The 12894-nt window shown below is 62.0% G+C and carries 10 protein-coding genes; 6 read left to right on the top strand and 4 right to left on the bottom strand.

Features of this window, described 5'->3' with window-relative positions; all coding sequences use genetic code 11:
- The first annotated feature begins 32 nt into the window (after positions 1 to 32).
- The 6 genes from xylA (at position 33) to J4E53_RS04045 (ending at position 7492) form a co-directional block, all read left to right on the top strand.
- Positions 33 to 1349: a xylose isomerase gene (xylA, locus tag J4E53_RS04070; protein ID WP_103309815.1), complete on the top strand. Its 1317-nt coding sequence runs from the start codon at positions 33 to 35 to the stop codon at positions 1347 to 1349.
- Positions 1350 to 1553: 204 nt separating this feature from the next.
- Entirely contained in the window at positions 1554 to 2555 is a 1002-nt protein-coding gene (gene xylF / locus J4E53_RS04065; RefSeq protein WP_025213958.1) for a D-xylose ABC transporter substrate-binding protein, read from the top strand.
- 183 nt (positions 2556 to 2738) lie between these two features.
- Complete coding sequence (xylG, locus tag J4E53_RS04060; protein WP_060742686.1) at positions 2739 to 4295, top strand: D-xylose ABC transporter ATP-binding protein; 1557 nt, start codon at positions 2739 to 2741, stop codon at positions 4293 to 4295.
- A complete protein-coding gene (locus J4E53_RS04055) occupies positions 4296 to 5432 on the top strand; it encodes a sugar ABC transporter permease (RefSeq protein ID WP_060742687.1) in 1137 nt (378 codons plus the stop codon).
- Positions 5433 to 5451: 19 nt separating this feature from the next.
- Complete coding sequence (locus J4E53_RS04050; protein ID WP_103309817.1) at positions 5452 to 6591, top strand: epoxide hydrolase family protein; 1140 nt, start codon at positions 5452 to 5454, stop codon at positions 6589 to 6591.
- 625 nt (positions 6592 to 7216) lie between these two features.
- A complete protein-coding gene (locus J4E53_RS04045) occupies positions 7217 to 7492 on the top strand; it encodes a fructose-bisphosphate aldolase (RefSeq protein WP_207268108.1) in 276 nt (91 codons plus the stop codon).
- A 303-nt stretch (positions 7493 to 7795) separates the two neighbouring features.
- Here the strand turns inward: J4E53_RS04045 and uxuA are convergent, their stop codons facing one another.
- The 4 genes from uxuA to J4E53_RS04025 form a co-directional block, all read right to left on the bottom strand.
- Positions 7796 to 8971 carry a mannonate dehydratase gene (gene uxuA / locus J4E53_RS04040; RefSeq protein ID WP_060742690.1) on the bottom strand — a complete coding sequence of 392 codons (1176 nt, stop codon included), beginning with the start codon at positions 8969 to 8971 and terminating at the stop codon, positions 7796 to 7798.
- Between the two features lie 16 nt (positions 8972 to 8987).
- Positions 8988 to 10442: a mannitol dehydrogenase family protein gene (locus J4E53_RS04035; protein ID WP_103308334.1), complete on the bottom strand. Its 1455-nt coding sequence runs from the start codon at positions 10440 to 10442 to the stop codon at positions 8988 to 8990.
- A gap of 17 nt (positions 10443 to 10459) precedes the next feature.
- Entirely contained in the window at positions 10460 to 11752 is a 1293-nt protein-coding gene (locus J4E53_RS04030) for an MFS transporter (protein WP_060742692.1), read from the bottom strand.
- A 78-nt stretch (positions 11753 to 11830) separates the two neighbouring features.
- The gene (locus J4E53_RS04025) at positions 11831 to 12862 is read right to left on the bottom strand and encodes a Zn-dependent oxidoreductase (RefSeq protein WP_060742693.1); all 1032 of its coding nucleotides are present in this window, start codon (positions 12860 to 12862) and stop codon (positions 11831 to 11833) included.
- Positions 12863 to 12894 lie beyond the last annotated feature (32 nt).

Below are 12894 nucleotides of genomic sequence, written 5' to 3'. Positions count from 1 at the left end.
GACACCGCCAAGAATAAAAAGGAAACCCGCACATGCCGTACTTCCCCGGTGTCGACAAGATTCGCTACGAGGGCCCCGCCAGCGATTCGCCGCTTGCCTTCCGTCACTACGACGCCAACAGACTGGTGCTCGGCAAACCCATGCGCGAACACCTGCGCATGGCGGTCTGCTATTGGCATACCTTCGTCTGGCCGGGGTCGGATGTGTTCGGTGCCGGCACGTTCAAGCGCCCATGGCAGCACGCCGGGGATCCGATGGAAGTGGCCATCGGCAAGGCCGAAGCGGCCTTCGAGTTCTTCTCCAAGCTGGGCATCGACTACTACTGCTTCCACGACACCGATGTCGCCCCGGAAGGTAGCTCGCTCAGGGAGTACCGCAACCACTTCGCCCAGATGATCGACCACCTGGAACGCCATCAGGAGCAGACCGGGATCAAGCTGCTGTGGGGCACCGCCAACTGCTTCAGCAACCCGCGCTTTGCCGCAGGCGCCGCCAGCAACCCCGATCCGGAAGTATTCGCCTGCGCCGCCGCCCAGGTGTTCAGCGCCATGAACGCCACCCAACGCCTCAACGGCGCCAACTACGTATTGTGGGGCGGTCGCGAAGGCTACGAAACCCTGCTCAATACCGATTTGAAACACGAGCGCGAGCAACTGGGCCGGTTCATGCGCATGGTGGTCGAGCACAAGCACAAGATCGGCTTCAAAGGCGACCTGCTGATCGAACCCAAGCCCCAGGAGCCGACCAAGCACCAGTACGATTACGACAGTGCCACGGTGTTCGGCTTCCTGCAGCAGTTCGGCCTGGAAAACGAGATCAAGGTCAACATCGAAGCCAACCACGCCACCCTCGCCGGGCACAGCTTCCACCACGAGATCGCCACAGCCGTCTCCCTGGGGATCTTCGGCAGCATCGACGCCAACCGCGGCGATCCGCAAAACGGCTGGGACACCGACCAGTTCCCCAACAGCGTCGAGGAAATGACCCTGGCCACCTACGAAATCCTCAAGGCTGGCGGGTTCGGCAATGGCGGGTTCAACTTCGACTCCAAGGTCCGGCGCCAGAGCGTGGACGATATCGACCTGTTCCACGGCCATGTCGCCGCCATGGACGTCCTCGCCCTCGCCCTGGAGCGCGCGGCAGCCATGGTCCAGAACGATCAGTTGCAACAGTTCAAGGACCAGCGCTACGCGGGCTGGCAGCAACCGTTTGGCAAGGCGGTGCTGGCCGGCGACTTCAGCCTGGAATCGTTGGCCGAGCACGCCTTTACCAACGAGCTCAATCCCCAGGCTGTCAGCGGTCGCCAGGAAATGCTCGAGAACGTGGTCAATCGGTTTATCTACCCCTGACAAATGTGGCGAGGGGATTTATCCCCGCTGGGCTGCGAAGCAGCCCCCGGAAGAACAAACTGATTTGTCTGCCCCATCAAAGAGGCCGTTACATTCTCGCGACAAATCTGTGCCCACGGTGTCCTGCAACGCTCTACAGTTCTACCCGGTATCACGCTCATCGTCAGGCAGTGTCTTTCAAACAACAATAAAAGGACGCACTACATGAAAACATTCAAACGTACCCTGCTCGCCGGCGCCCTCGCCCTGCTCTCGCTTCCGGTCATGGCCGATGCGGCCCATCCGAAAATCGGTTTCTCCATCGATGACCTGCGCCTGGAACGCTGGTCGCGGGACCGTGACTACTTCGTCGCGGCGGCGGAAAAACTCGACGCCAAGGTCTTCGTCCAGTCTGCCGATGCCAACGAGCAGAAGCAGATCTCGCAGATCGAAAACCTGATCTCCCGTGGCGTCGATGTGATCGTCATCGTGCCGTTCAACGCCACCGTGCTGACCAACGCAGTCGCCGAAGCCAAGAAGGCCGGGATCAAGGTCGTGTCCTACGATCGACTGATCCTCAATGCCGATATCGACGCCTACATTTCCTTCGATAACGAAAAGGTCGGCGAGATGCAGGCCAGTGGCGTGCTGAAAGCCGCGCCCAAGGGCAATTACTTCCTGCTCGGTGGCGCGCCCACGGACAATAACGCCAAGGTCCTGCGCGAAGGCCAGATGAAAGTCCTGCAACCGGCCATCGACAAGGGTGACATCAAGATTGTCGGCCAGCAGTGGGTGAAGGAATGGAACCCCACCGAAGCCTTGAGCATCGTGGAAAACGCCCTGACCCGGAACAACAACAAGATCGATGGCATCGTCGCCTCCAACGACGCCACCGCCGGCGGCGCCATCCAGGCCCTGGCCGCACAGAAAATGGCCGGCAAGGTGCCGATCTCGGGCCAGGACGCCGACCTCGCGGCGGTCAAGCGCGTGATCGATGGCACCCAGACCATGACCGTCTACAAGCCACTGAAACTGATTGCCTCCGAAGCCGCCAAGCTCTCGGTGCAACTGGCGCGTAACGAGAAACCGACCTTCAGCTCGCAATACGACAATGGCAGCAAGAAAGTCGACACCATCCTGCTCACCCCTACGCCGTTGACCAAGGACAACATCGACCTGCTGGAAAAGGACGGGTTCTATACCAAGGCGCAGATCGCCGGGCAGTGACCTGGGTGCACATCCTGGGTTAAGCAAAGTCCCTGTGGGAGCGAGCTTGCTCGCGATGGCGGCAGCCCATCCAATATGGGTGCAAGCTGAAACACCGCTATCGCGAGCAAGCTCGCTCCCACAGGGGGCTGATTGACTTCAGGGTTCCTGCGTATGTGTGAGCCCATTCTCATGAGTCCTGCCATGTCCGACTACCTGCTGCAAATGAACGGCATCGTCAAAACCTTTGGTGGTGTCAAAGCCCTGAACGGCATCGATATCAAGGTCAGGCCGGGGGAATGCGTCGGCCTGTGCGGTGAAAACGGCGCGGGCAAATCCACGCTGATGAAAGTGTTGTCGGCGGTCTATCCCCACGGCACCTGGGAAGGCGAGATCATTTGGGACGGCCAGCCGCTCAAGGCGCAGTCCATCAGCGAAACCGAAGCCGCCGGGATCGTCATCATTCACCAGGAACTGACCCTCGTCCCCGACCTGTCGGTGGCGGAAAACATTTTCATGGGCCACGAGCTGACGCTGCCCGGCGGGCGCATGAACTACCCGGCGATGATCCACCGCGCCGAAGCCCTGATGCGTGAACTCAAGGTCCCGGACATGAACGTGTCGCTGCCGGTTTCCCAGTACGGCGGTGGCTACCAGCAATTGGTGGAGATCGCCAAGGCACTGAACAAGCAAGCCCGGCTGCTGATCCTCGACGAGCCCTCCTCGGCCCTGACCCGCTCGGAAATCGAGGTGCTGCTGGACATCATCCGCGACCTCAAGGCCAAGGGCGTGGCCTGCGTGTACATCTCCCACAAGCTCGATGAAGTGGCCGCCGTGTGCGACACCATTTCGGTGATCCGCGACGGCAAACACATCGCCACCACCGCCATGACCGACATGGACATTCCGAAGATCATCACCCAGATGGTCGGACGGGAAATGAGCAACCTCTACCCCACCGAACCCCATGACATCGGCGAGGTGATTTTCGAGGCGCGCCACGTCACCTGCTACGACGTCGACAACCCCAGGCGCAAACGGGTCGACGATATTTCCTTCGTCCTCAAGCGCGGGGAAATCCTTGGCATCGCCGGACTGGTCGGCGCCGGGCGTACGGAACTGGTCTCGGCGCTGTTCGGCGCCTACCCCGGCCGCTACGAAGGCGAAGTCTGGCTCAACGGCCAGCAAATCGACACGCGCACGCCGCTCAAGTCGATCCGCGCCGGCCTGTGCATGGTCCCCGAAGACCGCAAGCGCCAAGGCATCATTCCAGACCTCGGAGTGGGCCAGAACATCACTCTGGCGGTGCTGGACAACTACTCGAAACTGACCCGCATCGACGCCGAAGCCGAACTGGGCAGCATCGACAAGGAAATCGCGCGCATGCACCTCAAGACCGCGAGCCCGTTCCTGCCGATCACCAGCCTCTCCGGCGGCAACCAGCAAAAAGCCGTGTTGGCGAAAATGCTCCTGACCAAACCCCGCGTGCTGATCCTCGACGAGCCGACCCGCGGTGTGGACGTCGGCGCCAAGTATGAGATCTACAAGCTGATGGGCGCCCTGGCGGCCGAAGGCGTGTCGATCATCATGGTGTCCTCGGAGCTGGCCGAGGTGCTGGGGGTCTCCGACCGCGTCCTGGTGATTGGCGACGGCCAGTTGCGCGGCGACTTCATCAACCACGAACTCACCCAGGAACAGGTGCTCGCCGCCGCGCTCAGCCATCCCGATGGCCATAACAATAATGATCGGAAGTCCGCGTAGATGAATCAGGTCAAACAGCTGTTTTCCCGCTACAAAATGCTCGCGCTGGTGATCGCCGTGGCGCTGATCTGGCTGTTCTTCAGTTGGCAGACCGAGGGTGGGTTCGTAACCCCGCGCAACCTCTCCAACCTGCTGCGGCAGATGTCCATCACCGGGATTCTCGCCTGTGGCATGGTGCTGGTGATCATCAGCGGCGAGATCGATCTGTCGGTGGGCTCGCTGCTTGGGCTGCTGGGGGGGCTGGCGGCGATCCTCGATGTGGTTTATCACGTCCCGCTGCTGGCGAACTTGAGCCTGGTGGCCTTGTGCGGTCTGGTGATCGGCTTGGGCAACGGCTACATGACCGCCTACCTGCGTATTCCATCGTTCATTGTCGGGCTGGGGGGCATGCTCGCGTTTCGTGGCGTCCTGCTGGGGGTGACCGGCGGCACCACCATTGCCCCGGTGTCACCGGAGCTGGTCTACGTCGGCCAGGGTTATTTGCCGCACACGGTCGGGACCGGGCTTGGCATCCTGCTGTTCGCCCTGACCTTGTTCCTGACCTGGAAACAGCGGCGCAACCGCGCCCTCCATGGCCTGGCGGCTCACTCCCTGGTGCGTGACGTGTTGCGCGTGGTGGTGATCGGCGCGGTGCTGGCCGGGTTCGTCTATACCCTCAACAGCTACGACGGCATCCCGGTACCGGTGCTGCTCCTGCTGATCCTGCTGGGGGTGTTCAGCTACGTCACCAGCCAGACCGTATTCGGCCGACGCGTCTACTCGGTGGGCAGCAACATGGAAGCCACGCGCCTGTCCGGCATCAACGTGCAAGCGGTGAAGCTGTGGATCTTCGGCATCATGGGCGTGATGTGCGCCCTCGCCGGCGTGGTCAACACCGCACGCCTGGCCGCCGGCTCACCCTCGGCCGGCAACATGGGCGAACTCGACGCCATCGCCGCCTGCTTCATCGGCGGCACCTCCATGCGCGGCGGTTCCGGCACGGTCTACGGCGCCCTCCTCGGCGCGCTGGTGATCACCAGCCTGGACAACGGCATGTCGATGCTCGACGTCGACAGTTATTGGCAGATGATCGTCAAAGGCAGCATTCTGGTGCTGGCGGTGTGGGTGGATGTGAGTACGCGGACGGGGCGGCGTTAATAATCAGGGGACAGCAAGCATGATCATCGAACCGTTCGCCATCGATATCCCTGAAGGCGCCCTTGAAGACCTTCGGCACCGCCTGTTGAACACAAGGTTGCCTGAGCCCTTGGCCGACCAAGGCTGGAGCGAAGGCATGGACATGGAGGTGCTGCGGGAACTGCTCGCCTATTGGTCGGACACGTTCGATTGGCGCGCTCAAGAAACGGCGCTCAATCGCTTGCCGCAATTTGTCGCCGACATTGACGGGCAAAGGGTGCACTTCATTCATCAACGTGGCGTCGGGCCGAGTCCGAGACCGTTGATCCTTACCCATGGCTGGCCCGGCTCGTTCATCGAAATGCAGCGCATCATCCCGCTGCTGACGGACCCGGCCCGCCATGGGGGTGATCCTGCGGACGCTTTCGATGTGGTGGTGCCGTCGCTGCCCGGCTACACCTTTTCCGCACCGTTCCAGCAATCCGGCATGGGGCCCTATGAAGTGGCGGGCTTGTGGAGTGAGTTGATGAGCGGGCTGGGTTATGAACGGTTCGGCGCCCAGGGCGGGGACATTGGCGCGGGCGTTTCGATGTGGTTGGGCGTGCGTTATCCCGAGCGGGTGACAGGCATTCACCTCAACTATATTCCGGGTTCCTATCGCCCTCCCCTGGGCGAAAACGAGCCAGCGCTGACCGAGGCAGAAACGGCCTTCCTGCAACGCGCGGCGGCATTTGCCGATGCCGAAGGCGCCTACGGGCACATTCAGCGAACCAAACCCCAGAGCCTGGCGGTGGGCCTGAATGACTCCCCGGCTGGGCTATTGGCGTGGATGGGGGAAAAGATCCTGTCCTGGTGTGATGACAGCCCCGCGATTGACCGAGATTGGTTACTGACCAATGTGACGCTGTACTGGCTGACGCACTGTATCGGTTCGTCGTTTCGCCAATACGTGGAGGGCAGCAAGCGGCCGTTGCAGTTCAACAGCGGCGAACGTTTGAAGCCGCCGGTTGGGGTCGCGCTGTTCCCCAAGGAATTGCCCATGCCACCACGGAGCTGGGTGGAGCGTTGCTGCGAGGTGAAACGCTGGACCGAGATGCCTCGGGGTGGTCACTTTGCCGCGTTGGAACAGCCGGCGTTGTTGGCGGAGGATATCAGGGCGTTTTTCCGGGACTGTCGCTAGAAAAGTCCGAAAAAACTCACCTCAAGCCTCCTGTGGGAGCAAGGCTTGCCCGCGATGAAGATGACGCGGTCTTCCGGGGAAACGAGGCGCCTGCCTCGCGAGCAAGCTTTGCTCCCACAGAAATCCGCGCACATCAGTGCTAGCGGCAAGAGGCGGTCCGAAAATCTCGTAGGAATTTACACCCTGTGGCGAGGGAGCTTGCTCCCGCTGGGGCGCGAAGCGGCCCCAAAACAGGCGCCTCTTTCTCCAGGTACTGCGCAGGCGCCGGTTTTGCGACTGCTGCGCAGCCGAGCGGGAGCAAGCTCCCTCGCCACGGGGTGCGGGGCGTCCTACAGGCCGGTTGTGGGTACCGGGATCGACTTCTATAGTTGGGTTCGTCGCTGGCTTTGGTCAGTGGCTGGGTTTCGCAGCCCGACAGATACGGTAGCAACCAAGCATCATAAAAGTGACAATCAGCGCCTTTGGCGTTCGACGTCATTTTATGGTGGCTGTGTGTGGGAGATCTTCGGGTCTGCCGGGTTCCTTCGTATCCTCGGTCTGCGAACCCACGCGCAGCTACCACCCATTCGTTTCGCAGCGGATCGAAGCAGCTTTTTCTTGATACGAAGAATGAGTAACTATTGCCATGAATCAACGCGATCAACGCTTCACACCTCTCACCCAAACCACCACCACCCACCCCGTCCTGCTGATCGACACCCACGCCCCACTGCCCGAACTCCATGCCTGTGCCAGCGAACGCCTGCACGCCACGCTCGACTACCTGACCTTGGTGGCGTGCAGCAGCCTGCGTGATTCGGCAACGAACGACATCAACACCCTCACCAATGTCGCTCGGATCCTGGTGCAGGATGTGGCGGATGTGTTCGGCGTGATCGAGCGGCGCGGGCTCGAAGGCTGAGCCATTGTGGGAGCGGGCTTGCTCGCGATGGCGGTGGCACAGTCAATATCTTTGCAGGCCGACATACCGCTTCGCGAGCAAGCACGCTCCCACAGGGGAATGGCGTTAGCCCGAGAATTTCTCAGGCGTTTACCTCCCGTGGCGAGGGAGCTTGCTCCCGCTGGGTTGCGTAGCGACCCCAAGCTGATTGAATGGGATCGATCTGATGCACCGAGGTGCCGGGTTTTAGGGCTGCTGCGCAGCCCAGCGGGAGCAAGCTCCCTCGCCACAGGTGTTAACCGCCCCCACCCAAACAGGGCTTATCTAGCCCAGTTGTCGACGCACGGCCAGTTCCACGCCGCGGATTTCCGCCAGGCCCTTGAGGCGGCCGATCAGTGAGTAGCCGGGATTGCTCTTGCGATGCTGATCGTCAAGCAGTTGATGCCCATGGTCTGGACGCAGCGGCAAGCGCGGGCCGCCTTCGCGTTCACGTCGGCGCTCTTCAGCCACCAAGGCGCCGATGACTCCGACCATGTCGACGTCGCCGTCCAGGTGATGGGCTTCATGGAAGCTGCGTGGGTCGGTTTCCCGGCGGGTTGAACGCAGGTGAGTGAAGTAGATGAACGGAGCAAAGTGCTTGGCCATCGCCACCAGGTCGTTGTCTTCGCGCACACCATAGGAACCGGTGCAGAACGTCAGGCCATTGGCCGGGCTTGGCGCGGCATCCAGCAGCCATTGGGCGTCTTCGGCGGTGGACAGGATACGTGGCAAGCCGAGCAGTGCCCGGGGCGGGTCGTCCGGGTGGATTGCCATGCGCACACCCACCGCCTCGGCAACCGGGATCACCGCACGCAGGAAGTACCCCAGGTGTTCGCGCAACTTGGCCTCGTCGATGTCGGCGTAGGTGCGCAGCAAGTCACGGAAGTTGTCCAGGCTGTAGTGTTCCTCGGCGCCGGGCAAGCCAGCAATCAGGGTATTGACCAGGGTTTCGCGCCGGGCCGGCGTCAGTTGTTCGAAGTAGGCCTTGGCCTGCTGGATGTCCTCGGCGCTGTATTCGGCCTGCGCTCCCGGGCGCTGGAGGATGAACAGGTCGAAGGCGGCGAACGCGGTTTGATCGAAACGCAAGGCCCAGCCGCCATCCGCCAGTTCGAAAGACAAATCGGTTCGGGTCCAGTCCAGCACCGGCATGAAGTTGTAGCAGACGATATCGATGCCGCAGCTCGCCAGGTTGCGCACACTTTGCTGGTAGTTGGCGATGTACTCGTCGCGCCGCCCGCAGCCGCGCTTGATGTCTTCGTGCACCGGAATGCTTTCCACCACCGACCAGCTCAGGCCGGCCGCTTCGATCAGTTGTTTGCGCGCCGCGATGGCATCTACCGGCCATACTTCGCCATTGGGAATCTCGTGCAACGCCGTGACGATACCGGTCGCACCGGTCTGGCGGATGTCCGCCAGGGAGATCGGGTCTTTGGGGCCAAACCAACGCCATGTCTGTTCCATGTTCTTCTCCTTTTTATCAGTTGGGTGCGGCAAGGGTGTGCAACAGGCTATCCACGCCATCGCGCGTCAGGGCGCTGTAGGCGCGGTGCACGGCGTCGCGAAATACTGCGCGAGCCGAGAGCCGCGGCGGGAAGACTTCGTGCAGGTCGAGAACCGCGTCCACCCGCGATGCGCCCTCGAATCGTCCGGCAAGATCGGCAAAGGTTGCGCTCAGTGGGTCGTCGACCACGTGCGCCGGACGACCGGGCAACGGCTGCGTGCAGTAGTGGATCCATGCCGCGATGCCCAGCGCCGTACAATCAATGCCGCGCCCCTGGTCGAGCAATTGCTGCGCGCCGAGCAACCAGCGTTGCGGCAGTTTCTGTGAGCCGTCCATGGCGATCTGGCGCAGCCGATGTTGCAGGCTGTCATTGGCAAACCGCGCCTTTAGATCGTGGGCATAGACCGAAAGGTCGATACCCGCAGGCATGTCCAGCGTGGGCGCCGCCTCGTCGGCCATATAGCGTCCGATCAGGTGCAGCAGGTTCGCGTCACTGACGGCCTCGAACACCGTGTCGTGACCGACCAGCAGCCCCACATAGGCCAGCAACGAATGGCTGCCATTGAGCATGCGCAACTTCATCGTTTCGAACGGGCCCACGTCGTCCACCATCTGCACCCCCTCCACTTCCCAGTCCGGGCGGCCAAGGGGGAAGTGATCTTCGATCACCCACTGGCTGAAACTTTCACAGACCACTGCCGCCGGGTCATGACAGTCCAGTTGCTCCAGCCGGCGGAAGGACTCGCCGTCCATCGCAGGCACGATGCGGTCGACCATGCAGCTGGGAAACGCCACCTGTTGCTCGACCCACTGCGCCAGCGCCTCATCCTGCAACGCCGCCAGCGCGCTGACTGCCTGGCGGGTGCGCTGGCCGTTGTCGGGCATGTTGTCACAGCACAACACAGTGAAGGCCGGGACACCCGCGGCGCGGCGCCGGCGCAGGGCTTCCAGGACAATACCGGGGGCTGAGCGCGGCGTGTGTGGCTGAGCGATGTCATGGGCAATGGTCGGATCTTCGCGGCGCAGCTGCCCGGACGAAGGGCTCAGGCAGTAGCCCTTTTCGGTGACGGTCAGCGTGACGATCCGCGTCTGCGGCGCCGCCATGCGCTGCAGCAACTGCTCCAGGTCAGGACCGCCCTCGCCCACATACAAGGCCTGGCGCAGCACCCCGATCTCGCGCAGCGTCACTTGTTCGCAGTCGCGGTATTCGGCCACATGGTAGCGACCGTCCTGCTCGCGCAATTGCTCGACCAGGGTGCGATTGGAACGCAGGTTGGCGCTGCACACGCCCCAGTCGCTTTCACCGTGGCGATTGAGATGGCGTTGCAGGTAGACCGCCTGGTGCGCGCGATGGAACGCGCCCAGGCCCAGGTGCACGATACCGATCTGCGCTGCAGTGCCGGTGCAAGGTACACGTTTCACAACAGGCATCGACTCACTCCTTCTGTTCAGGAACGGCCCAGGGCCGAAACCGGCTGCGGGCTTTGTGCCGCCGCGTTGCCGGTATCCGCGACCGACAGCGGTTTAACGTAGCGCGCGACACACACGGCACCGATCACGGTCAACAGCCCCGCCAGCAGGAAAGCACTGGTGAACGAACCGGTGAACTGCACCAAAAACCCCGTCAGGGTCGGGCCGACAATGCCCGAGGTATTCGCCAGAAAGTGCATGAAACCACTGACGCCGCCCACCCGCGCCGCCGGAACGGTGTCCTGGATGATCGCCCAATAGATGGCACCGGTGAGGTAAAGGAAAAACACCGCCAAGGCGACGAGAATCACCGCTGGATACAAGGTAGTCACCATCCCGGCACAGGCGATGCAGACAGCGCAGGCCAGCAGGCACGTCACCAGCACCACTTTACGGGAGAACATCATCCGCCCGGTTTTCTTGAACACGAAGTCGGAGATGAAGCCGCCCAGGGCCAGGCCGAGGAAACCCAGGACCCAGGGAATGACCGTGGCGATGCTCATGTCCTTGACGTTCAAGCCGTGGGCCATGGTCAGGTAGCTGGGGAACCAGGTCAGGAAGAAGAACAAGGTGTAGTTATAGGAAAAGAACGCCAGGGAGGTGAACAGCACCGTCGGCTGCTTGAGGTAGAACCGCAAAGGGAACACCGGTTGTGCCGCCAGCTCGCCCTGCCCCTCGGCTCGGAGAATATCCTCGGCACCCTCGCCTTCGGGCCGTTCCTTGACGAACTTGAACCACACCGCCGCCCAGACCAGGCCGATCAGCATGATGATAATGAACGAGATCTTCCAGCCGTAGGTGACGGCGATAAAACCCACCACCGGACCGGAAATCGCCCCACCCAGCGGCGTGCCGGACATTGATGCGCCAATCGCCCGCGCCCTGCGCTTGGGGGTGTACCAGTTGTTCACCATCTTGCTGGTGGTGACGCTCAGCGGTCCTTCGCCCATGCCGAACAGGATCCGGATGAGCACCAGCGAAGCGAAGCCCACTGTCAGCACCGTGAGGCCGCTGAACAATGACCACAAGACCATGGCCAGCAGCAAGGTGGTCTTGGCGCCGTAACGGTCGGCGGCCCAGCCACCGATGAAGTTGAAGGCCGCATAGCCGACGAAAAAGCTGCTGAAGATCATGCCCATCTCACCCGTACTCAGACCGTAGTCCTTCTGGATGAAAGGTGCCGCCACAGACAATGCCGACCGGTCGAGGTAATTGATGACCCCAGCCAGGAACAGCATGATGATGATTAAGCTACGTCCTTGACCAAACATGGTGGAACCTCCCGCTTGTTGTGTTTATTCGGTGAGGGTGCCCATGACAGGCACGGTGAAACCGGTGGTACCGACGGCTCAGTGATGGGCGTTCGTCAGCTCCACCAGCACTTTTCGGGTTTGCTCGGGGTGCTTTTCGATCAGGTCGATGGCGCCGGGCATTTCGTCGAAGCTGACGCGATGACTGATCAGGTCCTGGACTTGCAACTTGCCGCTGGCGATCAATTCGATCACCCGGGGGAACTTGCGGTTGTTGAGCCGCGACCCCACCAGTGTCAGTTCCTTCTTGATCATTTCCAGCTGCACCAGATCACTGGGCGTGGCATTGAAGCCCAGCAACCCGATACGCCCGGCCGGCGAGGCCAGGCGCACCATCTGCGGCATCAGTGCCGGAATGCAGGCGGCATCGACAATCAACGGCACGCCCTCGCCTTGGGTCAGCTCACGCATGACGGCTTCGACATCGACTTGCTGGCCGTTGAGGGTCCGGCTGGCGCCCAGCGCCCGGGCCGTCTCCAGGCGGCTGTCGATGACATCGGTGACGGTAATGTCGGTCAATCCCAACGCCCGGGCCATTTGCACCAGGGTCAGGCCGATTACCCCGGCGCCATAGATCAACACGCTGTCGCCAGGGTGCGGCTGCATGCGATCGAGTACGTTCAGGGCAATGGAATAAGGCTCGACCAGAGCGCCGTGGCTGAGGGACATCGCGTCGGGCAGGCGGTGGGCGTTTTCGGCCGGTACGCAGACCTGCTCGCTGAAGCCACCGTCGCGGTGCACGCCGATCACTTGCAGCCGCGTGCAGACATTGGGCCGGCCAATGCGGCAGGGATAGCAGGTGCCGCAACTGATCACCGGATCAATGCACACCCGGTCGCCCACCTGCAGGTGCTCGACGCCTTCACCGACTTGCCGGATCACCCCGGAAAACTCATGGCCGGTGACACGGGGAAAACGCACGAATGCGTTCTGCCCATGAATGATGTGCATGTCCGAGCCACAGATGCCGGCATACGCCACATCGACCTGGACCTCGCCGTGGGCGACCTGGGGTTGGTCGACCTGGGCCAGCCCGAACTCGAAGGGTGCTCTTACCTGGAACGCTTTCATCAGTCACTCCTGACGGGGCATTCGCCCCGTTT

Origin of the sequence: Pseudomonas sp. FW305-28 (genome assembly GCF_017351395.1) — a bacterium.
Classification (GTDB): domain Bacteria; phylum Pseudomonadota; class Gammaproteobacteria; order Pseudomonadales; family Pseudomonadaceae; genus Aquipseudomonas; species Aquipseudomonas fluorescens_AA.
This window is presented reverse-complemented; position numbering and strand designations above follow the sequence as displayed.